This is a genomic window from Flagellimonas marinaquae (assembly GCF_023716465.1).
GTDB classification, from domain to species: domain Bacteria; phylum Bacteroidota; class Bacteroidia; order Flavobacteriales; family Flavobacteriaceae; genus Flagellimonas; species Flagellimonas alginolytica.
On sequence record NZ_CP092415.1, the window covers coordinates 510,557 to 535,737 of the forward strand.

Sequence of the window (25,181 nt, forward strand, 5' to 3'; positions counted from 1 at the left end):
TATAAAAAATTAAGCGGTTCTAAACTTTTGTTAATTCTATTCCTACAAATATACCAAAGGGAATTCCATTCACCCCCGAATTACGTGTTTCGACGGTAATTATTAAAATAATTGCCACATAAAGTTAGCTTTGTTTTTTACGTTTGGAAAATCCTCAAATAACAAACACTGTGAAAACTTCAATTGTCTACACGATCATAGCCCTACTTATGATCAACACCCTAAGCGGTCAGGTAAAAATCGGCAATAACCCGGAAAGTTTAGATCCCGCTTCTGTTTTGGAACTGGAGAGCAACACCAGGGTTTTGGTGATTACCCGTGTAACCGATGCGCAAATGAGCGTGATCAACCCATTACCGGGGGCGTTGGCGTACAATACAGACCAGGATTGCCTGCATTATTACGATGGTACACAATGGGTCAATATTTGCGAGGAGTTGGACAATTCCTTTACAGTGAGTACACGTGCAGACTATTTGAGCCAATTAAATCCGCAGGCAAGGGACAGTACGGTGATCATTACAACAACGGTAAATCCGGACGACAGCGTTAACTACAATTTTGAAGTGGCACAGATTACCGGGGCCAATATTGTGAACACCTCCATAAATGGAGCTTCCAAATTGCAGGACGATTCCGTGACCAGTGCTAAATTGGCAGACGGTTCGGTAACCCTCGAAAAATTGGCGGATGCCACAACAGGCCAACCCGGAGATCTGTTTCAGTGGAACGGCATCAACTGGACCTTGATCAACGAATCAGCATTGGGAATTACCGAAAAAGATAGTATTGTAGGGAATGAAGTGGTAGGACCAACCGATGCCACCCTTCTATTAAGTGGTACTGGAAGTCAAACCGATCCACTAACTCTAGATGTTGCCGCATTGGGCATCGACACTGCTGAATTGGCGGATGATGCGGTGACGACCACCAAAATAGCCGATGGAAATGTTACCGATGCCAAACTCGACAAAACAAATATTCCACTTAGTGGGTTTGGAGCTGCGGGAGCAGCTATAAACTTAGGCAACCAAATTATATTCAATTTAGGAGACCCTACAAATCCATTGGATGCCGTAAACTTACAAACGTTGAATGCAGCTATTTTGGCCTCCAACCAAACTATCGTAAGTGCAGATGCGGGTAACTCCATCTCAGAAAGCGGAACAGATGGTGGTGCATTCTACGACGATACAACCATTCAGAACGGAATCACTACTAATACCACGGCAATAGCAGCCAACGATGCTGATATCCTGCAGAACCAGAACGACATTGCAAACAACACAACAGCAATAGGAACAAAAGAAGACGTTGCGAATAAATCCAACGATGGCACTCTCGCAGACAACTCAGCTACAGATTATCCAACCGAACAGGCGGTGAAAACTTATGTCGACAATGAAATCACGGCTTCCAACCAAACTATCGTAAGTGCAGATGCGGGTAACTCCATCTCAGAAAGCGGAACAGATGGTGGTGCATTCTACGACGATACAACCATTCAGAACGGAATCACTACTAATACTACGGCAATAGCAGCCAACGATGCTGACATCCTGCAGAACCAGAACGACATTGCAAACAACACAACAGCAATAGGAACGAAAGAAGACGTTGCGAATAAATCCAACGATGGCACTCTCGCAGACAACTCAGCTACAGATTATCCAACCGAACAGGCGGTGAAAACTTATGTCGACAATGAAATCACGGCTTCCAACCAAACTATCGTAAGTGCAGATGCGGGTAACTCCATCTCAGAAAGCGGAACAGATGGTGGTGCATTCTACGACGATACAACCATTCAGAACGGAATCACTACTAATACCACGGCAATAGCAGCCAACGATGCTGACATCCTGCAGAACCAGAACGACATTGCAAATAACACAACAGCAATAGGAACGAAAGAAGACGTTGCGAATAAATCCAACGATGGCACTCTCGCAGACAACTCAGCTACAGATTATCCAACCGAACAGGCGGTGAAAACTTATGTCGACAATATTACAGAGGAAATAGCAAATGCAGTACAAGTGAATGCTACGGACGGAGCAGCTGGTCTCTACAATATAACAGATGGAACAGTAGATTCAAATTCTATAATTCAACTAACTGTACAAGAAAATACCTCTGGAAACCCTATAATGATTCAACTTGTGAATCAAACCCTAGGTAATTTTTCAGTACAAATTTATGAATTTGTTTCTCCAGGCTTCGCTCCAACTGCAAACAATGCGAATTGGCAATACATTGTTATAAATCCATAAAATGAAAACCCTCCTCCACATAGCGTTTTTGTTATCGGTCTGTTCTGTTGTGGCCCAGAGCGGGTTGTACCATAATGGAAATATGCAGGTGCACAATAATGCCAATATAGGTCTGCACACCGATTTTATCAATAATGCCAATTTTAATCCTGCTACCGGATTGGTTGGGTTTTACGGTAATGAAGTGATCCAAGTATCCGGAAATGTTTCTCCCACTCTGTGGGATACCGAGATCATGAGCCGCAGCAACGTTTTTTTTCAAATCCCTGTTTCGGTGCGGAACAACGTTAATTTTATAGACGGTAACTTTTTGAGCCCGGCCAACAACCAGGCCGTGTACCTCAATTTTATGGACCAAGGTTTCTTTACCGGGGAAAGCAACGAATCCAAAGTAACCGGTTTCGCGGCTGTGAACAACCGCGATATCTTTTCATTTCCTGTTGGCGATCAAGCACAATTACGACCACTAACATTGCTCTCCGAAACCACGACCCCTTTGGCCATTTGCGCCTATTTTTTTGAAAATCCCTCCAACCCCTCTTCCATACTGGAAAGTTTTGACACGGACCAAAAGGTTCAGGAAATCGGAAAAGTAAGCGAGCGTGAATTTTGGATCTTACAAAGCGATGTTCCTGCGCAGGTTTCGATTGCTTGGAACGTTAGGAGCGGTTTGGGCACGATTCCAAATGCCACCATGGAGTCCATAATTATTGTAGGTTGGAGCAAAGCTGAACAAGAATGGGTCATTATCGGGAATTCCGCCACAAGTGGAGATATTAATCGAGGTTTTATTACATCGGAAACCTTTGTTCCCAGCGAGTATGCCGCCATCACTTTTGGCACCATACCCTTGCCCACCGATACCTTTGCCGTGAACAATCCCACTTTGGGCAATTATTTTTTAAGCCCCAATGGCGATGGCATCAACGATTCCTGGATTATCGATAATCTGGAAGAATCTCCCAACAACAGCGTTCGCATCTTTAACCGCTACGGACAAAAAGTATTCGAACAAATCAACTATACCAACGAGTTCCATGGCATTGCCAATACCGGCACGATGATTTCCAACCAAGGAATAGGATTGCCGGAAGGGGTATATTTTTATTTGGTAACCCTGGAAGATGTAGAGCTGGAATACACAGGTTTCCTTTTTTTGGACCGTTAAGAACCTAGCTGGCTTTTGCTCAATTTTCAAAATAAGGAATTAAAAATACTTCTTAACTTGGGGGCAAAATTCATTTCATGAAAAGAAGGACTTTTATTAAAACCGCTTCAGCATCGGGCTTGGCCTGTGCCATTCCTCCCATTTTCCCAACTTTTAACCACTTGGATTATTCCACCGAGGAACTTATGGGCAAGGCGAATATTGAGCTTTTTGGAGAGGGAATCAACTTGCGCGAAGAGGCGTACGAGTCTTTTTTGGAAATGAAAAAAGCAGCCTATTCGGACGGCTTCGACATTAAAATTGTTTCCAGCTACAGGGACTATTACCGACAGCGCAGTATCTGGGAACGTAAATATCTTCGATTTACCGAAGAGCAGGGCATGGCTCCATTGGATGCCATTGACAAGATCATAGAATATTCCACCATTCCCGGAACCAGCAGACACCATTGGGGCACCGATATCGATATTATTGATGGGCATCCCAAAGTCAACGGAGATGTCTTGGTCCCCGAAAAGTTTGGAGCGGACGGCCCATATGAAGGCCTAAAATTATGGATGGACGAACATTCGGAAAAATATGGTTTTTATCTAACCTACACCAACAATCCGCGCAGGCGTGGCTTTAAGTACGAGCCATGGCATTATAGCTACGCCCCGATATCGATTTCCATGCTCACGGCTTATAGAAAACTGAACATTTTAAAACTTTTGCAAAAGGAAGAGTTTATTGGTAGCGAACATTTTACCACGGGCTTTATAAAAACCTACGTCCAGGATAATATATTGGACATCAACCCTGTACTCCTATAAGGCTTTTTTCGTATCTTGAAACATCAAGAACACTAACCCATGAGAAGAGGAAGTTGGCGCATTCGCATCCTAATTGGTCTGGCCATTGTTGCCTTTGCCTTTGTACGAAGGTGCAGCAACCAAGAGGAAAACCCATACACCGGTAGAACCCAGAACATAGACATGACGGCGGAGCAAGAAATTGCCATTGGCCTACAAAGTGCACCAGAAATGGCACAACAGCACGGAGGCCTGTATCCCGACGAACGTCTGCAGAATCTGGTAGATGCCGTGGGACAAAAGTTGGTCAAGAGCAGTATTGCCAACCAAACCCCTTATGAGTACGATTTTCATTTATTGGCAGATGATCGCACCGTAAACGCCTTTGCCCTTCCTGGCGGACAAATATTTATTACCTATGCTCTCTTTTCACAACTTAACGAAGCGCAATTGGCCGGTGTACTAGGTCACGAAATTGGACATGTACTCGGACGGCATTCCGCAGAGCGTATTGCCGAAAGCACATTTTGGCAAACCTTGGCCACGGGAGCATCGGTCGGTGGCGATATGGGCAATCTGGTTGCCGGTATCGGGCAAAACACCCTGCTAACCAATGGAAGGAACGATGAATTGGAAAGCGATGAACTTGGCGTGTTGTTCATGATCGAAGCTGGGTACGACCCTTATCAAATGATCGAAGTAATGAAAATTCTAAAAGCGGCGGCAGGGCCCAATAGGGTCCCAGAATTCCAAAGCACCCATCCGGACCCCGAAAACAGAATAGAAAAAATACAAGAGGCCATCCAAAAATATTCAGGTCGATAGAATTGGCGTTTTATCGATAAAACAAGGCGGTTGACAATAATTCTGTACCTTTGAACGAACCCCGAATCCTACTATAATGTTCTCTTGATCTACCATGCTGTAAAAAGAGAGAACACATGGGAACACTATTACATTTTAAAGATCTCTATTTAGAGGCATTCGACGATTGCAGACCAAGCTTTGTAGTATTCTTTTTAAAAGGATATTCTATATTTTGCGCAGCCATGTTCGTATTGGCCGTATATGCATTTTTGTACAGAGCTTTTACTGGCTTTGAATTCTAAGCCGCGAGAAACACTCTTTTGCAAGGACACTAAATATGTAAATGAGCAAAAAAGCCCATCCAAATTGGACGGGCTTTTTTCGTTAGACGAATAAACTCCATTCTATTTTTTCTTCATAGCAGCTTCCAGTACGGCTTGGGCTTCTGTAGCATTGGATAGTTTGGCATATTTGATTGCTGTCATTCCCCCGTCGCAGCGTTTTTTAACATCCGCACCGTTATCAATAAGAACTTGCAGTACATCGGCCTTATTGTAGCGTGCGGCATAATGGATAGGTGCCTTGCCCAATGATTTTTGGTTGACATCCTCTCCAAGTTCAATAAACTTTTTTACAGTTTCTACATCGCCTTGCATAACCGCTTTGCAAAAAGCACTAAGATCATCCGGCGATTCCATTTCGATTTCCACATCTGTTTTGATGGTTTTCAGCTCGTTGGCAGAAATACCGCTTAGGGCCAACATGCAAAATGCAGCCACTGTAAAGATTGTTTTTTTCATGATGAATTGTTTTTGATTAATGAATTTACTAGTTATAAAAGTAGACTGCCTTAAAGGCAAGATGTTACAGGATTAACAGTTATATAACTAAACTTTAACAATGCCTCAAAAAAATCATAAAACTATTAACAAATTAGCAATCAGAAATTTAACGAAAAGCTAGGGGGTCCAAGCAGATCATTTTATTTTTGCAGAACAATTTTTAATTATGAGCAAAAAGGTAATTCTTATGATTTTGGATGGATGGGGAAAATCCCCGAATCCAGAAGTTTCGGCCATTGCAAAGGCCAATACACCATTTATAGATTCACTGTACACCAAATATCCCAATGCCGACCTCCACACCGATGGAATGAACGTAGGACTTCCCGAAGGGCAAATGGGAAACAGCGAGGTAGGACATATGAACCTTGGCGCGGGCAGGATTGTGTATCAAGATCTGGCCAAGATCAATAAGGCCGTAAAAGAAGATACCTTAAAAAACGAGAAAGTGCTCAAAGAAGCATTTGAATATGCAAAAGCAAACCATAAACCTGTCCATTTTTTAGGATTGGTCAGCAATGGTGGTGTACACAGCCACATCGACCATGTAAAAGCATTGATTAAGGCCGCGGACGAAAACGGCGTAAAACAATCGTTTGTACATGCCTTTACAGATGGCAGGGATGTGGACCCAAAAAGCGGAAAAGGATTTTTGGTCGACCTTAACCAATACTGCTCCGACAAAAATACCCGATTGGCCACCGTTATCGGTCGTTATTATGCCATGGACCGCGATAAGCGTTGGGAACGGGTAAAACAAGCTTATGATGTTGTTGTAAATGCCAATGGGGAAAAAGTTCAGGATATTGGCGAGGCCATGCAAAAAAGTTATGACAATGGTATTACGGACGAATTTATAAAGCCCTTGGTCCTTACCGATTCCAACAATGAGCCCATTGCAAAAATCAAAGATGGTGACGTGATCATTTTCTTCAATTTTAGGACGGACCGCGGTCGTGAGTTGACCCAAGTCCTGAGCCAGCAAGATTTCCACGAGCAAAACATGCATAAGCTGGACTTGTACTATGTGACCATGACAAATTATGATGAATCCTTTAAAGGAATCAAGATTATTTTCAACAAGGAAAACATAAAGGACACCCTTGGTGAAACCTTGGCCAAAAATGGTAAAAAACAAATTCGGATAGCTGAGACCGAAAAATATCCCCACGTTACTTTTTTCTTTAATGGTGGACGCGAGGAACCTTTTGATGGAGAAAAGCGCATTCTTTGTCCATCGCCCAAAGTTGCCACCTACGACCTCCAGCCAGAAATGAGTGCATACGAAATTCGGGACGCTATTGTTCCGGAACTACAAAAAGGTGAAGCCGATTTTGTTTGCCTCAATTTTGCAAATCCCGATATGGTTGGTCATACTGGTGTAATGGAAGCTGCCATTAAAGCCTGCGAAACTGTGGACGAATGTGCAAAAGACGTTATCAATGCAGGTTTGGAAAACGGTTACTCCACAATTGTGATAGCAGACCACGGAAACTGCGACACCATGGTAAACCCGGATGGGAGCCCAAACACGGCACACACAACAAACCCGGTGCCCCTTATTCTTGTGGACAACGAGATAAAAGTGGTTAAAAATGGTGTTCTGGGTGATATAGCTCCGACGATTCTAAAAATGTTGGAAGTACCACAACCCGAACTCATGACCCAAAAACCTTTGGTTTAATACAAATGGCTTTAAATCCATAGAATCAATTTATCTTTGCAGCTATGATCAAAGTAAAGACAGCAGAGGAAATTGAATTAATGCGCGAAAGTGCTTTAGTGGTTTCCAGAACATTGGGCATGTTGGCCAAAGAAATTAAACCCGGGGCCAATCCATTAAAACTGGATAAAATGGCCGATGAGTATATTCGTGAACAAGGTGCGATTCCGGGATTTTTAGGAATGTACGACTTCCCGAACACCCTTAATTGGAGCCCCAATGCACAAGTAGTCCACGGTATTCCCAACAACGAGCCGTTGAAGGACGGGGATATTATCTCTGTAGATTGCGGCGCTGTAAAAAATGGCTTTTATGGAGATCATGCGTATACTTTTGAAGTAGGTGAAGTGGCCAAAGAAACCAAAAAGTTGCTCAAGGTGACCAAAGAATCACTCTACATTGGAATTCGCGAATTTAAGTTAGGCAACCGAGTGGGGGATGTAGGATATGCCATTCAAAAATATACCGAGGACCACGGCTATGGAGTTGTCCGCGAATTGGTCGGCCATGGCTTGGGAAGGGAACTACATGAAGATCCCCAAATGCCCAATTATGGCAAAAGAGGACGTGGCAAAAAGTTTGTAAATGGAATGGTGGTTGCCATTGAGCCCATGATCAATATGGGTACCAAGCGCATAAAACAACTCAAGGATGGCTGGACCATACTGACCGCCGATGGCAAACCGAGCGCACACTTTGAACACGATGTGGCATTAGTTGACGGCAAACCGGAACTATTGTCCACTTACCAATATATTTACGAGGCTCTAGGAATTGCCAGCGATGAAGAGGATGAATTCCGTAGCAAGAAGTTGGTGCTTTAAGTGAGTTTCTGATAATAATTTGTCCATTCGAGTAATTTTTGGGAGTGTAACGGAGAAATTTTTATCGAGAATTAAAGTATAAGAACAAAACTCCAGTTCTCGATACTTTTTCCTGAGCGGAAAAACTCGAACTGACATTTTACATTCAAACTTTACCATCGGTAATAATCATTTTATCAGTGTCAAGCATATTTAAATATTTCCTTAATCTAATTCCTCGTCCTTTACTCATCCGATTGAGCTATTGGGTGCGACCGTTGATTGCATTTTCCCTAAAGGGAAAAACATACACCGACCCTATCGATGGAAAAAGTTTCAGGAAGTTTTTGCCTTACGGATACGAGAATCCTCGCGAAAATGTACTTTCCCCCTCCACCCTCTCCCTGGAACGGCACCGTTTGTTGTGGCTATATTTAAAAAACGAGACCAAATTCTTCAACCAACCGTTAAAACTCTTGCATTTTGCACCGGAACAGGCCTTTTACAAGCGCTTTAAAGAGTTGGAAAATTTGGAATACACGACCACTGACCTTAATTCCCCTTTAGCAGATGTGAAAGCGGATATATGCGACCTCCCTTTTAAAGATGACACTTTTGATGTAATCCTTTGCAACCATGTCCTGGAACACATACCCAACGACACTAAAGCCATGCAAGAACTATTTAGGGTAATGAAACTTGGCGGATGGGGCATATTCCAGATTCCACAAGATATAAATCGCGCAAAAACATTTGAGGACAACACCATTACCGACAAAAAAGAACGCGCCCATGTTTTTGGCCAATACGATCATGTCCGCATTTACGGAAGGGACTACTTTGACAAGCTTCGCAGTGTGGGATTCAGGGTTGAAGAAGTGGATTACACCAACACACTTTCAAAGGAAGATGTAAAAAAATATCGTTTGGCCAAAGGGGAAATCATCCCGCTCGTAAAAAAGTGATCATTTCTTGACCAAAGCTTCAAAACCTGGTGTAAAAAAGTGATCATCTCTTGACCAAAGCTTCAAAACCTGGTGTAAAAAACTCTTGGGTCTCACCATTCCTATCCAAATAGATGATATAGGCCTCAAGTTCATCATGATTCTCAAGTACAGCCTTGGAATCCTCCAAATCCATTGCCATAAAAGATGTGGCAAAAGCGTCGGCAACTGCACAGGTCTTTGCCACGACACTTGTGGCCAAAACATTCGAGTTTTTGGTAAATCCTGTTTTCGGGTTTATGGTATGCACATATTTCTCACCTGTTTCGGGATCCACCCTAAACTTTCTATAATTTCCGGACGACGCCATCGCAACGTCTTTTAAAGCAACTATTTGTTTTAACTGACGGCCATTTTCCACTTGGGGATCATCGATGCCAACCGACCATTGCTTCCCCGAATCAAGATTTTTTCCTCTGGCAAGGACTTCCCCTCCTACTTCGACCAAATAATTTTTAATACCTTTTTCATCGAGCATAGCTCCCAGTCGGTCTATGGCGTATCCTTTCGCCACTGCATTAAAATCGAACCGGATGGATGGGTGTGATTTGGTTATGGTATTATCCCCGTTCAACTGCACCTTGCCCCATCCAACATAACTCAATAAACTATCCACGCGCAAACTATCGAGTTCCATCTGATCTCCTGGACCAAAACCCCATGCATTGGCCAAAACACCTACAGTAGGGTCAAAATAACCGTTTGAAGCATTGTGAACCTTACTGGATATCTCGAATACCTCTTTAAACATTTTATCCACCTGTATAGTGGAATCCCCTTGATTGATCTTTGAAATATCAGAATCAGGAATATATGTGGACATGGATTGGTTCAAAACCCGGAACACAGAATCGATTTCTTGTTGATAATCCAACTCTTTATCCGCAATAAAAATTATGGAGTAGGTTGTTCCCAGTGCGTTGCCCCGTGTTTGGTTTTTTACGGTTTCGTTGGTCCTACAATTAAAAAGGAAGACCATTAACCCAAAAAGATAGACTGTATTCTTCATGCTATATTTCAATTAATCCTTGGTAATCCACTACGTATTCTTGATCCAAATAAAGTGGCTCTGTTCTATCCGATGCATTCCATAGCCCAACCCCGGCAAAATAGGTCTTGGCCTCAAATTTTTCGGCATGATCTTTTACTGTTAGCATCAACTCGGGGTCATATTCTCGTGGATTTAAGGGAAACTCCACATTTCTTACCACAATAAAATGCAAAACCTTTTCCTTTAGGCACACATACTGTGGATTCTTTTTGAGCTTGCTATTAATGGCCATAAATTCAAAACCATCTGCTTCCAGTTCCCGACCCACTATATTCATGGCCAGATTGTGCAACTCCTGTTCCGTTAATTCTCTTCCCATAACAAAAAAACCGATGCTTGGAGCATCGGTTTGGTTTTATTTATACCTCTCGACAATGCTCGAGGTGATTAATAAACATTGGTACTATCCTCCAAAGTCATCAAATCTGATATTCTCATCTGGGATACCAAAATCTTCTCCCATTTTTTGAACGGCCTTGTTCATTAAAGGAGGTCCACAGAAATACAGTTCAATATCTTCAGGAGTTTCGTGATGGTTTAAATAGTTATCGATTACACAGTTGTGAATGAAACCTACAAAACCATCTCCCTCTTCATCATTAATATCTTTTTTTACTTTCCAGTTATCTTCTTCCAAAGGTTCGGAAAGTGCCATATAAAACTTGAAATTAGGGAACTCCTTTTCCAATTGTTTAAAATGGTCGATATAGAATAGCTCTCTCTTGGAACGTCCTCCGTACCAATAGGTCACTTTTCTGTTCGTCTTTAAGGTTTTGAACAAGTGGTACAAGTGCGAACGCATCGGTGCCATACCAGCACCACCACCAACATATAGCATTTCAGCATCGGATTCGTTGATGAAGAATTCACCGAATGGCCCGGAAATGGTAACTGGGTCTCCCTCTTTCAAACTAAAAATATAAGAAGAGGCAATACCGGGGTTTACATCCATCCATCCATTCTTCCCACGGTCCCATGGCGGAGTGGCAATACGAACATTTAACATAATTTCCCTTCCTTCGGCCGGGTAGGAAGCCATCGAGTAGGCCCTTTCCACCGTTTCTGGGTTCTTCATGACCAACGGCCATAGGTTGAACTTATCCCACTCAGCTTGGAACTTATCCGGAGTTTCATGCTCTTCTGGGTGGGCAGTAATATCAATATCTGAATATTTCACTTCGCAAGGCGGTATTTCAATTTGGATATATCCTCCTGCCTTATAGTTCATTTCTTCTGGAATCTCAACTACAAATTCCTTGATAAATGAGGCCACGTTATAATTACGAACCACTTTGGCGTCCCATTTTTTGATACCGAACACTTCTTCTGGAATGGTAATTTCCATGTCCTGCTTCACCTTGACCTGACAGGCCAAACGAGCTCCATGTTGCAACTCTTTTTTAGAAAAATGGGGAGTTTCTGTTGGTAATGCCTCGCCTCCTCCAGAAAGCACATGGCATTCGCATTGGATACAAGTTCCACCACCACCACATGCTGATGGCAAAAATATTTTTTGATTACCCAAGGTAGTCAACAAAGATCCTCCAGACCCTACTTCCAGTTCCTTTTCACCATTGATCTTAATGGTCACTGGCCCTGATGGTGACAGTTTTTCCTTAGTGAACAACAAAAGTGCCACTAACAATAACAACAAAACAAGAAATGCTACTACGGTAATAAGTATAGTACCTCCGGTACTGGCGGCTAATATCATCTTTATTTGTTTATGGCTTCGTTATATGAGATTGCTTTTTCGTTATCCTCAATCTCTTCTTTAATTTCTTTTTCTTCCTTAGTGGTTTCCACTGTTGTGCTCTGGGTTTCCTCTGGCGGCTCATTGTCACCGGTAAGCATACCTCCAAAACTCTGGAACCCTATCCCCATTAATCCTGTAATGATGAATGTGATTCCCAAACCACGCAATGGTGCCGGTACATTGGAATATCGGATTTTCTCTCGAATGGCGGCAATGGCCAAAATAGCCAAAAACCATCCTATACCAGAACTGATTCCATAATTAAGAGCTAACCCTATATTTGGAATATCTCTTGTCTGCATAAAAAGTGACCCACCCAAAATAGCACAGTTTACCGCGATCAACGGCAAGAAAATACCTAGTGAGTTGTACAAAGAGGGAGAAAATTTTTCCACCACGATCTCTACCAACTGTACCATTGTTGCAATGGTGGCAATAAATAGAATAAATGATAGGAAACTAAGGTCGTAATCTGCATACTCAGGCCCTAACCATACCAATGCTCCATCTTGAAGCAAATACTTATCCAACAACCAGTTTAAAGGTACTGTAACACCCAAAACGAATATTACAGCAGCTCCCAATCCTACAGCGGTAGAAACTTTCTTGGATACGGCCAAATAGGAACACATTCCCAAAAAGACCGCAAACACCATGTTGTCTATAAAAATCGACTTAAAAAATAGTTCTAAATGCTCTAACATGCTCCCTAAGTTTATGCTTCTTCAATTAATGCCCTGTTTCTAGAACGTTGCACCCATATTATGATCCCCACAACAATCAGTGCTGCCGGTGGAATGATCATAAATCCATTGTTCTCGTAACCGATGGCGTACAGTCCTGTTTTTGCAATGGGATCTCCCAGTACCTTGATTCCAAAAAGTGTCCCAGAACCCAAAAGCTCCCTAAAGAACCCAACAATTACCAAAATCACACCATATCCCAACGCGTTTCCTATACCATCAAGGAAAGCTCTACGAGGGCCGTTTCCAAGAGCAAATGCCTCAAAACGTCCCATAATAATACAGTTGGTAATAATAAGTCCAATAAATACCGATAGGGTTTTGCTCAAATCGTAAGCGAAAGCTTTCAACACCTGATCCACCACAATTACCAAGGTCGCTACGACCACCAATTGCACAATGATCCTAATTTTCGAAGGAATAATATTTCGTATCAACGAAATGACCACGTTACCTACTCCCATTACAAACAATACGGATATTGCCATTACAACCGAAGCTTTAAGTTCTGCCGTAATCGCCAACGCAGAACAAATACCCAAAACCTGAATGGTAATAGGATTGTTATCCGTTAACGGATCTTTTATAAGATTTGCATCTTTTTTTGATAATAGCGCCATATTAATTGGTTCTTATGGTTTCTAAATAAGGTTTGTAAAGCTTAAGGCTTTCTTTTATCATTGCCGCTATCCCATTACCGGTAATGGTTGCTCCTGCCAAGGCATCCACGGCATTATCTTCTTTATCGTTGTTCAATGGATCATTGTTTCCTTTTGCCACGGCAATACCTTCGTAAGCTCCGTTGTTCAGGACAGATTCTCCTTTAAAATCATCCATAAAAAAGCGCTGGTTAATGTTGGATCCAAGACCTGGTGTTTCTCCTTTGTGATCAAAAAAGACACCTTTAACTTCCATATTTTCATCCAAAGAAATGTATCCCCATATTGCATCCCAAAGTCCTTTGCCGTACATGGGTATGATATAGTATTTCTCTCCGTCTTTCTCACCGATCAACAAAGGAAGTTCCGCATCTTTACCGGATTTGGCGTCCGCCAATGCCTTTTGAACATCGATCAGATATGCATTTTCTTTTTGAACCACCTCTGTGCCATCCCAAACCAATTGCTGGGTGATGTACTTTGAAAATGCTCCCTCCACATCGGTTGTGGGAACAAAGGCAACATCGCCATCGCCTTCATTTTGATTGACACCCATGGCATAAAGGATATTCTGTTGCTTTTCAAAGCGCTCGTTCTCATCAATCCTAGGCTTGAGGCCGGTTGCCAAAAAGGCCAGTATAGAACCTACAACAACCACCATGATCGCTGCAAAAATTACTGTATAGCTATTCTTTTCCGTATTCATTGCCATTTCACTTAAGCTGTTTCCGTTTTTAATGAATCTACCTCATCCGAAGCTTTAGGGTATATGGTAGCCGACTTCAATCGCTTCAATCTCTTTTTAACATTGCCCTTAACCACATAATGGTCAATTGTCGGAGCAAATACGTTCATCAGTAAGATGGCCAAGAATACGCCCTCTGGGTAGCCAGGATTGAAAACCCTTATCATTACCGACAGGAATCCTATAAAGAAGCCATAATACCATTTGCCCTTGTTGGTCTGGGAACCTGTTACCGGATCGGTAGCCATAAATACGATACCGAAAGCCAATCCACCCACCAATAAGTGCTGCCAGTATGGGAAACTCATCAACGTATAGAACTTACTATATTCTGGAAGCCAACCAGCCTCAACAACTCCATTGAAAATCAAGCCCATTGCCAATGAACCGATAACGGCACTCACCATAATTCTCCAAGAGGCAATCTTGGTGAATATCAAAAAAAGACCTCCCAACAAAATCAACAAGGTGGACGTTTCACCGACCGAACCAGGAATAAAGCCGTAGAACATATCGGACAAGGAGTAACTGTAATCGGCACCTTGTGCCAATGAACCAAGAACGGTTTCTCCAGAAATGGCATCTGCAGTTCCGGCTCTTTCAACTGCCTCGTGCACCCATACCTTATCCCCACTCATCCATGTTGGATAAGCGAAGAACAGAAATGCACGAATCGTTAATGCCGGGTTAAGGATGTTCATCCCGGTGCCTCCGAACACTTCCTTACCGATCACAACCCCAAAGGCAACTGCAATCGTAAGCATCCAAAGTGGGGTATCCACAGGAATGATCAACGGTACAAGCATACCGGTTACCAAATAACCTTCCTCTACTTCGTGTCCTTTTATTACAGCGAACAAAAATTCGATGGCCAGACCCACACCGTAGGATACGATCACCAACGGCAATACGGTGGTGATTCCGACCAAAAAGTTGTCCCAGGTCAAGAAATGTTCCATAAGGGAGAAACTTTCCGGAAATCCATTGATCGCTGAATAGTGCTGATATCCTGCATTGAACATACCAAATAGCAAGCATGGCACCAACGATAAAATTACCGTGTTCATGGTACGCTTTAGATCGTCCGCAGCTCGAACGTGCCCTCCCGAATGGGTAGTTTCGTTCGGCATATAAAGAAATGTATGCAGAGCATTAAAGGCAGGAGCCATTTTTTTGCCCTGGTACTTAAGTTTTAACTGATGTAGTTTTTCTTTCATTCCCATATTATCCAAGTTCTTTTTGCAATAAATCCAATCCTTCCCTGATTATTTGCTGGTGCGGTTGTTTTGATATGCATATGAATTCTGTCAAAGAAAAATCCTCTGGAGCGACTTCGTATAGACCCAACTGCTCCATCTCGTCCAAATCTTTAATCATACAGGCCTTTAAGAGTTGAAGAGGGTAAATATCCAATGGAAAGACCTCTTCATATTTTCCTGTTACAACAAAAGCTCTGTGCTCCCCGTTGGTATTGGTATCCAAATCGTATTTCTTTTTGGGCTGCAACCAAGAAAAAGTCAAAGCCCTAGTAGACGATATTTTATTGAAAATAGGCTTGTTCCATCCAAAGAACTCATAATCGTCCCCTTCCGGAATTGCCGTTACGGTATTATTATAAAATCCAAGATAACCTTCCGTACTGGTTTTTGTACCTGTAAGCACATCCCCGTTGATCAATCGAAATCTATCCTGTTTTACACCACTGGCATACAAAAAGGTAGATATTTCCGCACCGATCTTGGTTTTGTAATACTTAGGCTCTTTAATCACAGAGCCAGCCAGCGCTACAATTCTTTCCGCATTGAACTTGCCCGTTAACAACAACTCGCCCAACATTACCAAATCTTGCGGAGAAATGGTCCAAACGGTCTCACCTTTATTGATCGGATCTATTTTGTTGATCTGCGTTCCAACCAATCCGGCAGGATGTGGCCCGGAAATCTTATGAAGCTCAACCCCTTCGATATCATTAAATGGTGATCTGTTGGATTTCCCAACGGTTACATGGATTTTTCCGGGAGTAAGTTTGCCAAGCCCCAATATGGCCGCCTGAATTTCTTGCTCCTTATCCTTGAGGATAAAGTCTGGATTGGCCGCCAATGGCGCTGTACCGTAAGCCGAAATAAAAATAGCCTTCGGGGTAACGCCCGGGTCGGCGATCACATCGTAGGGCCTTTGCTTTATAAAAGGCCAACCACCACATTGCAATAGATAAGACTTGATCGTCTCCCCATTTGCAGTGTCCAAATCCGGCACCTTGTTTATTACATAATCCTGTTCTTTGTCGGCAAGGATCTTTAAGGTTAAGATTCTTCTCCTTGCTCCCCTGACAATTTCCACAAGTTCACCGCTCACTGGGGAAACAAAGTGCATTTCTTCGTTGTTCTTGTTATAAAAGAGGGGCTCCCCCGCCTTTATATCCTCCCCTTGTTTTATCAACATTTTTGGAGTGATACCATGGAAATCATCTAGGTTCAGGGCATAAACGTTACTAGTAACGGCTTTGGAAATAGTCTGCTCTGCTGCCCCAACGAGGTTGATATTCAACCCCTTTCTAATCCGGATGTCTTTAGACATATTGTTGTAGACCTTTTGTTATCAAAATCGGACGCAAAAATAGTACTAAAAGGATTGTTTTCATAATTATTAACTATAAAATTGGGATTATACCGAGCTTAGTTCGCTGGGCATACTTTTTGTTTAACTTTACCAAAAATTGTTACGTTTGATGCGTTTTACCTACTTTGTGCTGTTGTTTATATGGATGGGCCACTATGCTTTTGCCCAAGTAATGAAGGAAGTCAACCCTCCTGAAAACATAAAAACCATTGTATTTAAAGGACCTACGGACGATCAATTCCCGGTGGTGAAACTAGGGGAACCCATTACCTTGGAATTTGATGATCTATTGGCCAACGAACAGGACTACTATTATAAGATAATCCATTGCGATTACGACTGGACCCCTTCGCAACTTTTAAAATCGCAATATCTTTCCGGAGCGGACAACCAACGCATTATAGATTACGAAAACAGCTATACCACTCTGCAGCCTTATTCCAATTATAGGCTCACAATACCGAACGAGAATGTAAATCTCCGGGTTTCTGGAAATTATTTATTGGAAATCTACAACAGTTACGGGGAACTTCAATTTTCTAGAAGATTCGTGGTCTTTCGGGATGCGGTCACTGTTGCCGGCACAGTAAAAAGATCTAGAGATTTCAATTACATCAACACGAAGCAGGTAGTGCAATTCAACATTAATACTGCCGGCTTTCGGGTAGTGAACCCCAAAAAAGAAGTAAAAGTTGCAATTTTACAAAACCATCATTGGCCCACTACATTGTACCATATTGCACCCCAATTCACCATTGGTAGCGAATTAGTGTACAAATACGATCAAGAAACCAGTTTTTTCGGAGGCAATGAATTTTTGAATTTTGACACCAAAGACCTTCGCTCCCCTACTTTCGCTATCTCCAAAATTGAAATGAGGGAGGTATACCACCATTATTTATTTACCAATCAATATCGATATGATCGCGAATACACTTACTTTCCCGACATTAACGGTGACTTTGCCGTTCGCACGCTCCAAGGTGACGACGTTTCAAGGGAGGCAGAATATTCAAAAGTCCATTTTAGCCTACCTTACTCGGATAAGATTGGACTGGACCAAGTGTTTGTAATCGGAAAATTCAATAATTACGCCTTGGAAGAGGAGAACAAAATGACCTTTAACGAGGCTACTGGAAAATTTGAGACTTCTTTAATGATCAAACAGGGCTTTTACAATTATAAGTATGTCGTTCAACGTGAAGACGGCTCCCTGGACCCCCATTTGGTAAGCGGCAATTTCCATTTTACCGAGAACAACTACTTAATTCTGGTATATTACCGCGATTTTGGCGAAATGTACGATAGCATCATCGGAATTGGCTCTGTAAACTCCAGAAATATTAGCAATTAATTATATTTAAGATTAAATTATAGGGCAACATGGGCAAAAAAGGCGGTTTGATCACAAAAGGTCGATACGAGCTTCAGTTTAGAGGTGTAGAATGCCTTAATTGCGGACACCCCCTGGATGTAAGCGATAGATATTGCCCCAACTGCTCCCAAGCAAATAGCACCAAAAAACTCACGCTCAAAGATTTTTTTGACGAGTTTTTTTCCAACCTCATCAATTACGACTCAAGATTATTCAAAACATTATCGGCACTGTTACTAAAGCCAGGCCGAATGACCAGGGATTATGTAAATGGCAAACGAGTTACCTATACCAATCCATTCCGTTTTTTATTGAGTGTGGCCTTTGTTTACTTTTTGATGGTGACCTACAACAACCAGTTCGCCAATTTGGATGAAGCCGCAAAAGATTTTGATGGCACTATATATAATGGCGCTTTTGGCGTTGACCTAAACTCAGGAGATTTAAAAATTGATAGTGTGGCATTGAAAAAACAGTCCGATCAAGCCATAACACGATTGGACTCCATACAAAAAGCAAACCCCGAATTCCTTTCTGGACTCTCAATATTGGACTCCTCACAAATACATGGACAAAACCCGGTCGAACAGCAACAATTCATGGACACTTTGGGCACATTTGTGAACACCATGAACCAGATAAAAAAACGAAAGGATTCTTTTATGCATGCCAATCCAAAAGCCTATTTTAACACACTCGAGGAAAAGTCGGGAATAGAGGCTTTCTCGAAAAAAGCAGAGTTTTTTGGATTGTACATTAAAAAAGATACCCTTTATAACTTTGAGCAGGCCCAAACGCGGTATAATATTAAGGAGAGCACCACCAATAAAATGGCCTTTAATTTTTCCAACAGCATATGGAAGGTAATGAGCAGACCTGGAACCTGGATAAACGACACCATTTCCAAGCTCCCATTTGTTATATTTTTCTTTATGCCCGTGTTCACCCTCTTTATATCTTTGGTTTACATCAGAAATAAATATACGTACACCGATCATCTCATATTTAGCTTTCACAATCAATCACTCTTGTTTATCTTGCTCATCCTTAGTCTTATATTGGATTCAATTTTCAATATAGACAGTGCAGGGATCTTCTTGATCATATTCGGTATCTACCTATATAAGGCAATGCGAAATTTTTATGACCAAGGCCGATTTAAAACTATTATTAAGTACATCTTTCTGAACACTATATTTATGATCTTGGCCTTTCTGACCATCATAGTTACGTTTACAGGAAGTGTTTTTACCTATAACTGATATGTTCACACAAGTTACCAAAGGAATTAAAGTCTCGGTCAGCACTACTTTTGAAGGCACTTTCTTTAAAAACTACAAAGTACACTATGCATTTGGCTACACCGTAACCATTGAAAATCTTGGCAAGGACACCGTTCAGCTTACAGCCAGACATTGGGATGTATTCGATGCCCTCAAAGAAATGGAAACCGTCGATGGTGAAGGCGTTATAGGAAGAAAGCCGGTTATAAAACCCGGAAAATCCCACACCTATAGTTCAGGATGCCTCTTGGCCTCACCTGTGGGCGCCATGCGCGGACACTACCACATGGTAAACTTTTCTACCGCTGAAGAATTTGAGGTAGAAATCCCCACTTTTAAGTTTGCAGCTCCCTTCGCTATAAACTAATCCACATCATTTTATAATCGCAACAGGTTTCATTACCTTTGGTCGCATTGTAAAACATAAAAATATAACTATGGGAAAAGGATTTTTTCAAGTTCCGACCGCTGTCAACGAGCCGGTATTAAGCTATGCTCCAGGTTCTCCAGAACGAGAAGAAGTACTCGAACAATATAAGGCGTACTACAATGGCAAGGTGGAAGTACCACTTTACATTGGGAACGAAGAGATAAAAACAGGCAACACAAGACCCATGTCCCCGCCGCACGACCACAGGCACATTGTGGGACACTACCATTTGGCGGAAAAAAAACATGTGGAAAAGGCCATCGCCAATTGCCTTGAATCCAGAAAGGCCTGGGCCGACCTGACCTGGGAACAGCGTGCCGCCATTTTCTTAAAGGCCGCAGAACTGATCGCAGGGCCCTACCGCGCCAAAATGAACGCCGCCACAATGATCGCGCAATCCAAGAACATTTATCAGGCTGAGATAGATTCCGCCTGCGAAATTGTCGACTTTCTGCGTTTCAACGTGGAGTACATGTCACAGATATACAGCGAGCAACCGGAATCCTCCGAGGGAATCTGGAACCGTGTGGAATACCGCCCCCTCGAGGGCTTTGTGTACGCCATAACCCCGTTCAACTTTACCGCCATTGCAGGCAACCTGCCCGCCAGCGCCGCCATGATGGGGAACGTAGTGGTATGGAAGCCGAGCGACAGCCAGATATTCTCCGCCAAGGTAATCGTCGATGTGTTCAAAGAGGCAGGATTGCCCGATGGCGTGATCAATGTGGTCTACGGTGACCCGGTAATGGTTTCCGATACCGTATTGTCAAGCCCAGACTTCTCCGGAATCCACTTTACCGGCTCCACGGATGTGTTCAAATCCCTTTGGAAACAGATCGGGAACAACATACACAGGTACAAGACCTACCCCAGAATCGTTGGGGAGACCGGGGGCAAGGATTTCATTATTGCACACCCGACGGCAAAACCCAAGCAAGTGGCCACCGCCATTACCCGTGGGGCCTTCGAGTTCCAGGGACAAAAATGTAGTGCGGCATCCAGGGTATATCTTCCCAAATCCACGGCCAATGAAATCTTGGAATTGGTGAAAGCTGATATAGCCTCCTTCAACAAACCTGGCTCACCGGAAGATATGGGCAACTTTATCACCGCTGTGATACACGAAGGTGCATTTGACAAATTGGCCAGCTATATAGACAAGGCCAAGGCCGACAAGGATGCAGAGGTAATCGCAGGGGGCAATTACGATAAATCCGTGGGCTACTTTATAGAACCCACCGTGATCCTGACCACCGACCCGCAGTACGAGACCATGTACACCGAACTGTTCGGGCCCATTGTTACCGTTTATGTCTACGAGGACAAGGATTGGGGCGAGACCCTAAAACTGGTGGACGGAACTTCCGAATATGGACTTACCGGCGCCGTGCTTTCCGCGGACCGCTATGCCATAGATGAGGCCACCAAGGCCTTACAGAACTGCGCGGGCAACTTTTACATCAACGACAAGCCAACCGGTGCCGTTGTGGGACAACAGCCTTTCGGCGGCGCAAGGGCCTCAGGGACCAACGATAAGGCCGGGTCCATGCAAAACCTCTTGCGATGGGTATCGCCAAGGTTGATCAAGGAAACTTTTGTTACCCCGGAGGATTATCGATATCCTTTCCTGGGTTAAGCAACAGACGAAAAAACTGCACAAAGGCCGTCACTCTTAAAAAATGACGGCCTTTTTTATGCACTGAAATTACCATTCCATTGATTGTTAACCGAAATTCCGTTAACCTCTTTTAACAAACCCAAGCATTGATCACAAAGACATTTTCAACACCTCAACAGATTCATTTAATGTGATTTACACACATAAACAAAATAGCACAGAGCATCAAAACACAATTTCAATGTAAATTTTACGTTAACTAATTGTAAATTAAACGTAATACAACTATATTTGTATGACATAAATCAATTAGTTATGATAGATAGAATTAATGCATGGACGAGATTGATGGCAAGAAAATATCAGCAATTGTGGCTCTACGCCAAGAATTACGCCAGAAAATGCAGATTGGTATATAAGAGAATGTACAGTATCTAAACTAGCCTTTAAATTTTTGAGGCAGGTACACTACCTTTTTGGTCTCAAAAAACTGCTCTTCAAAATACTCGTTTAAATCAAAGACCTGAACGGTCTCATAACCTTTCAGTTCATCAGAGAGATCTCCGCCCTTAAGGTAAAGAATACCATTTTTACGTTGATGGGCGGAATCTTTTTTGATTTTCCCCTTGGTCCAATGAACAAAGGTGGGCATTGCGGCCACTGCACGACTCACAATAAAATCGAACTGCCCAGGGATATCCTCCACACGGGAATGGTGGGTTTGTACATTCTGAAGCCCGAGTCCTTCCACCACCTCGTTTACCACTTTTATTTTTTTGCCTATGGCATCAACAAGGGTAAATTTCACGTTCGGAAATAATATCGCCAAAGGAATTCCCGGAAATCCACCGCCTGTACCTACATCCAAAACACTGGACCCCTCATTAAATACCTGGATCTTTGCGATTCCAAGAGAATGAAGCACATGCCTCAGGTACAGCTCATCGATATCCTTTCTGGAAACCACATTTATTTTTTGGTTCCAATCATGGTAGAGCTCTTCCAACTTGGCAAATTGCTCTTTTTGCTCATCGTTGAGCGTCGTAAAATATTTGAATATAAGTCCCGAATTCATTCTCCAAACGTTAATTTTACAAATTTAATACTTTTAACGTGCTTAACACCGTTCTAACACAACAGTGTAAGCTCGAAAGAAGCATTTTAATTACATTTGTAAAAAACTTTTTTTATGGATAAGAATACCATCCGGTTTTCACGAAAGGATTCCGCACAATTTTTCAGGACACTGAACAAGAGAGTGAACGAATACTTTAAAGAAAACAACCTCAAGAAAACCGGGAACTGGAAACTTCACTTGAAAACCATAGTGATGTTCGCCATCTTTTTGACCCCTTATTTCTTAATGTTAACCTTAGACTTGCCTTTTTGGGGCTACCTATTGCTCTCCATAACCATGGGAGTTGGGATGGCCGGCGTTGGGATGAATGTGATGCACGATGGAAACCACGGTGCCTATTCCAATAAAAAATGGGTAAACAAACTCATGGGAAGCAGCATTTACATTTTGGCCGGAAATGTGTACAACTGGCAAGTACAACACAATGTTCTGCACCACACATACACCAACATCCATGAGCACGACGAAGATATGGAAGCAGGCAGGATCTTAAGGTTCTCCAAGCATGCAGAGTGGAGAAAGCACCACAAATTCCAACACTATTACTCTATTTTTCTTTACGGATTATTGACATTCAATTGGGCAATAACCACGGATTTTCAACAAATGTACCGTTACATGAAGAGAAAATTGAGCTATGGTAAATTACCCAATCCGGTAATCAATTGGAGCACTTTGGTAATCACCAAAATAATCTACTTGACCATCTGGATCATACTTCCATTGATTTTTGTTGATATTGCTTGGTGGCAGGTATTGCTAGGCTTTTTTATTATGCACTACGTAGCTGGAGTAATACTTAGCGTGGTATTCCAATTGGCCCATATTGTGGACCATGCCGATACACCGTTACCGGACAATGAAGGAAACATGAAAAACACCTGGGCCATCCATCAATTGTTCACAACCGTGAACTTCGGCACCAAAAATAGAATAGTCAACTGGTTTACAGGAGGATTGAACCACCAAGTGGAACACCACATCTTTCCCAACATCAGCCATATACATTACACAAATATTTCCAAAATTGTGAAACAGACCGCTCAGGAGTTCAATTTACCGTATCACGAGTACAAAACTACCAGAAAAGCTATAATTTCACACTTCAAACACCTTAAGGAGCTAGGCAAAAAACCTACCCTTCAATATCAGTAAAAAAGAAGTACAAATGAGCAACCATCTATCTGACAGGATCAAGAATATGTCCACGTCAGCAACCTTGGCCATGGCAGCCAAAGCCAGAGAATTAAGAAGTGAAGGAAAGGATATTATCGGATTGAGTTTGGGCGAGCCGGACTTTAATATTCCCGATTTTATAAAAGATGCCGCAAAAAACGCCATCGACGAAAACTATAGCAGTTACACCCCTGTTGATGGATACGCCGAACTAAAGACCGCTATCTCCAACAAATTTAAAAGAGATAATGACCTTGACTATGGATTGAATCAAATTGTGGTCTCCACAGGCGCAAAACAATCCTTGTTCAATGTGGCGATGGTGGTTTTAAATCCGGGTGACGAAGTAATCCTGCCCGCTCCATACTGGGTAAGCTACAGTGATATTGTAAAGTTGGCCGAAGGAGTACCTGTGGAAGTTCTCACACAAATCGATACCGATTTTAAGATGACCCCCGCTCAATTGGAAGCTGCAATTACACCTAAAACCAAAATGATCTGGTTTAGTTCACCCTGCAACCCAAGTGGTTCGGTATACAGTAAAAGCGAATTGGAAGGTCTGGCAGAAGTGCTGAAAAAGCACCCAGATATTTATGTTGTATCAGATGAAATTTACGAACATATCAATTTTGCGGGTGGCCATGTGAGCATTGCCAGTATCGATGGAATGTACGACAGAACCATTACCGTGAACGGGGTATCCAAGGCGTTTGCCATGACGGGCTGGCGAATTGGTTACATCGGCGCACCGGAATGGATTGCCAAAGGATGTACCAAATTACAAGGGCAAGTGACAAGTGGTGCCAACGCCATTGCTCAACGAGCTGTGATCACCGCATTGGAAGCTCCAGTGAGCAAAATCCAATATATGATCGACAAGTTCCACGAAAGAAGGGATCTTGTTTTAGAATTATTAGGGGAAATAGAAGGTTTTAACCTCAACGTGCCCGAAGGCGCATTTTATGTGTTTCCGGACATATCCGCTTTCTTCGGCAAAACCTTGAACGGTGTTGCCATTAACAATGCTTCCGATTTCTCTTTGTATTTATTGGAGCATGCCAATGTGGCCACGGTAACAGGTGAGGCTTTCGGAAACCCGAATTGTATCCGAATTTCTTACGCGGCATCCGAAAAAGAACTAAAAGAAGCGATTGCCCGTATAAAGGCTGTGCTGTAA

25 protein-coding genes are annotated in these 25,181 nt (G+C 42.5%); 15 read left to right on the top strand and 10 right to left on the bottom strand.

Annotation, left to right across the window (positions count from 1 at the left end):
• Positions 1-170: 170 nt before the first annotated feature.
• The 5 genes from MJO53_RS02360 to MJO53_RS02380 all read left to right on the top strand — a co-directional run bounded on the left by MJO53_RS02360 (position 171) and on the right by MJO53_RS02380 (position 5,341).
• Positions 171-2,273, top strand: coding sequence for a beta strand repeat-containing protein (locus tag MJO53_RS02360; RefSeq protein WP_252080328.1), 2,103 nt, complete (start codon positions 171-173; stop codon positions 2,271-2,273).
• Position 2,274: 1 nt separating this feature from the next.
• Complete coding sequence (locus MJO53_RS02365; protein WP_252080329.1) at positions 2,275-3,441, top strand: gliding motility-associated C-terminal domain-containing protein; 1,167 nt, start codon at positions 2,275-2,277, stop codon at positions 3,439-3,441.
• Positions 3,442-3,518: 77 nt separating this feature from the next.
• Entirely contained in the window at positions 3,519-4,253 is a 735-nt protein-coding gene (locus MJO53_RS02370; RefSeq protein WP_252080330.1) for a M15 family metallopeptidase, read from the top strand.
• Between the two features lie 39 nt (positions 4,254-4,292).
• On the top strand, positions 4,293-5,057 hold the full coding sequence (locus MJO53_RS02375) for a M48 family metalloprotease (RefSeq protein ID WP_252080331.1): 765 nt from the start codon (positions 4,293-4,295) through the stop codon (positions 5,055-5,057).
• Between the two features lie 116 nt (positions 5,058-5,173).
• Entirely contained in the window at positions 5,174-5,341 is a 168-nt protein-coding gene (locus MJO53_RS02380) for a DUF6747 family protein (protein ID WP_224837602.1), read from the top strand.
• A gap of 102 nt (positions 5,342-5,443) precedes the next feature.
• On the opposite strand, the gene MJO53_RS02385 is transcribed toward MJO53_RS02380, so the two are convergent.
• A complete protein-coding gene (locus tag MJO53_RS02385; protein WP_224837601.1) occupies positions 5,444-5,839 on the bottom strand; it encodes an ankyrin repeat domain-containing protein in 396 nt (131 codons plus the stop codon).
• 208 nt (positions 5,840-6,047) lie between these two features.
• Here MJO53_RS02385 and gpmI point away from each other — a divergent pair, with 208 nt between their 5' ends.
• From gpmI to MJO53_RS02400, 3 genes are all read left to right on the top strand, one after another.
• Positions 6,048-7,565: a 2,3-bisphosphoglycerate-independent phosphoglycerate mutase gene (gene gpmI / locus MJO53_RS02390; protein ID WP_252080332.1), complete on the top strand. Its 1,518-nt coding sequence runs from the start codon at positions 6,048-6,050 to the stop codon at positions 7,563-7,565.
• Between the two features lie 44 nt (positions 7,566-7,609).
• Positions 7,610-8,428 carry a type I methionyl aminopeptidase gene (map, locus tag MJO53_RS02395; RefSeq protein WP_252080333.1) on the top strand — a complete coding sequence of 273 codons (819 nt, stop codon included), beginning with the start codon at positions 7,610-7,612 and terminating at the stop codon, positions 8,426-8,428.
• 179 nt (positions 8,429-8,607) lie between these two features.
• Complete coding sequence (locus MJO53_RS02400) at positions 8,608-9,372, top strand: class I SAM-dependent methyltransferase (RefSeq protein ID WP_252080334.1); 765 nt, start codon at positions 8,608-8,610, stop codon at positions 9,370-9,372.
• A gap of 43 nt (positions 9,373-9,415) precedes the next feature.
• On the opposite strand, the gene MJO53_RS02405 is transcribed toward MJO53_RS02400, so the two are convergent.
• From MJO53_RS02405 to MJO53_RS02440, 8 genes are all read right to left on the bottom strand, one after another.
• Entirely contained in the window at positions 9,416-10,420 is a 1,005-nt protein-coding gene (locus tag MJO53_RS02405; protein ID WP_252080335.1) for an FAD:protein FMN transferase, read from the bottom strand.
• A gap of 1 nt (position 10,421) precedes the next feature.
• Positions 10,422-10,781 (bottom strand): Na(+)-translocating NADH-quinone reductase subunit F, encoded by a 360-nt coding sequence (locus MJO53_RS02410; protein ID WP_252080336.1) that lies wholly within the window; start codon positions 10,779-10,781, stop codon positions 10,422-10,424.
• A gap of 84 nt (positions 10,782-10,865) precedes the next feature.
• Positions 10,866-12,176 (bottom strand): NADH:ubiquinone reductase (Na(+)-transporting) subunit F, encoded by a 1,311-nt coding sequence (gene nqrF / locus MJO53_RS02415; RefSeq protein ID WP_224837595.1) that lies wholly within the window; start codon positions 12,174-12,176, stop codon positions 10,866-10,868.
• A gap of 2 nt (positions 12,177-12,178) precedes the next feature.
• The gene (nqrE, locus tag MJO53_RS02420) at positions 12,179-12,922 is read right to left on the bottom strand and encodes an NADH:ubiquinone reductase (Na(+)-transporting) subunit E (protein ID WP_224837594.1); all 744 of its coding nucleotides are present in this window, start codon (positions 12,920-12,922) and stop codon (positions 12,179-12,181) included.
• Between the two features lie 11 nt (positions 12,923-12,933).
• Positions 12,934-13,581, bottom strand: coding sequence for an NADH:ubiquinone reductase (Na(+)-transporting) subunit D (locus MJO53_RS02425; RefSeq protein WP_224837593.1), 648 nt, complete (start codon positions 13,579-13,581; stop codon positions 12,934-12,936).
• Between the two features lies 1 nt (position 13,582).
• On the bottom strand, positions 13,583-14,332 hold the full coding sequence (locus tag MJO53_RS02430) for a Na(+)-translocating NADH-quinone reductase subunit C (protein ID WP_252080337.1): 750 nt from the start codon (positions 14,330-14,332) through the stop codon (positions 13,583-13,585).
• Positions 14,333-14,337: 5 nt separating this feature from the next.
• The gene (locus MJO53_RS02435; protein WP_252080338.1) at positions 14,338-15,588 is read right to left on the bottom strand and encodes an NADH:ubiquinone reductase (Na(+)-transporting) subunit B; all 1,251 of its coding nucleotides are present in this window, start codon (positions 15,586-15,588) and stop codon (positions 14,338-14,340) included.
• A gap of 1 nt (position 15,589) precedes the next feature.
• Positions 15,590-16,942, bottom strand: a complete 1,353-nt coding sequence (locus tag MJO53_RS02440) for a Na(+)-translocating NADH-quinone reductase subunit A (RefSeq protein WP_252080339.1) — start codon at positions 16,940-16,942, stop codon at positions 15,590-15,592.
• Between the two features lie 151 nt (positions 16,943-17,093).
• On the opposite strand from MJO53_RS02440, the gene MJO53_RS02445 reads away from it, so the two are divergent.
• From MJO53_RS02445 to MJO53_RS16920, 5 genes are all read left to right on the top strand, one after another.
• Complete coding sequence (locus MJO53_RS02445) at positions 17,094-18,338, top strand: type IX secretion system plug protein domain-containing protein (protein WP_252080340.1); 1,245 nt, start codon at positions 17,094-17,096, stop codon at positions 18,336-18,338.
• 29 nt (positions 18,339-18,367) lie between these two features.
• Entirely contained in the window at positions 18,368-19,621 is a 1,254-nt protein-coding gene (locus MJO53_RS02450) for a DUF3667 domain-containing protein (protein ID WP_252080341.1), read from the top strand.
• A gap of 1 nt (position 19,622) precedes the next feature.
• Positions 19,623-20,009: a Co2+/Mg2+ efflux protein ApaG gene (gene apaG, locus MJO53_RS02455; protein WP_252080342.1), complete on the top strand. Its 387-nt coding sequence runs from the start codon at positions 19,623-19,625 to the stop codon at positions 20,007-20,009.
• Positions 20,010-20,079: 70 nt separating this feature from the next.
• Positions 20,080-21,708 (top strand): L-glutamate gamma-semialdehyde dehydrogenase, encoded by a 1,629-nt coding sequence (gene pruA, locus MJO53_RS02460; RefSeq protein WP_252080343.1) that lies wholly within the window; start codon positions 20,080-20,082, stop codon positions 21,706-21,708.
• Between the two features lie 297 nt (positions 21,709-22,005).
• The gene (locus MJO53_RS16920) at positions 22,006-22,128 is read left to right on the top strand and encodes a hypothetical protein (RefSeq protein WP_262902867.1); all 123 of its coding nucleotides are present in this window, start codon (positions 22,006-22,008) and stop codon (positions 22,126-22,128) included.
• A 1-nt stretch (position 22,129) separates the two neighbouring features.
• Here MJO53_RS16920 and rsmG read toward each other — a convergent pair whose 3' ends face one another.
• A complete protein-coding gene (gene rsmG, locus MJO53_RS02465; RefSeq protein WP_252080344.1) occupies positions 22,130-22,765 on the bottom strand; it encodes a 16S rRNA (guanine(527)-N(7))-methyltransferase RsmG in 636 nt (211 codons plus the stop codon).
• Between the two features lie 114 nt (positions 22,766-22,879).
• Here rsmG and MJO53_RS02470 point away from each other — a divergent pair, with 114 nt between their 5' ends.
• A complete protein-coding gene (locus MJO53_RS02470; protein WP_224837581.1) occupies positions 22,880-23,983 on the top strand; it encodes a fatty acid desaturase family protein in 1,104 nt (367 codons plus the stop codon).
• A gap of 13 nt (positions 23,984-23,996) precedes the next feature.
• Positions 23,997-25,181 carry a pyridoxal phosphate-dependent aminotransferase gene (locus MJO53_RS02475; RefSeq protein ID WP_224837580.1) on the top strand — a complete coding sequence of 395 codons (1,185 nt, stop codon included), beginning with the start codon at positions 23,997-23,999 and terminating at the stop codon, positions 25,179-25,181.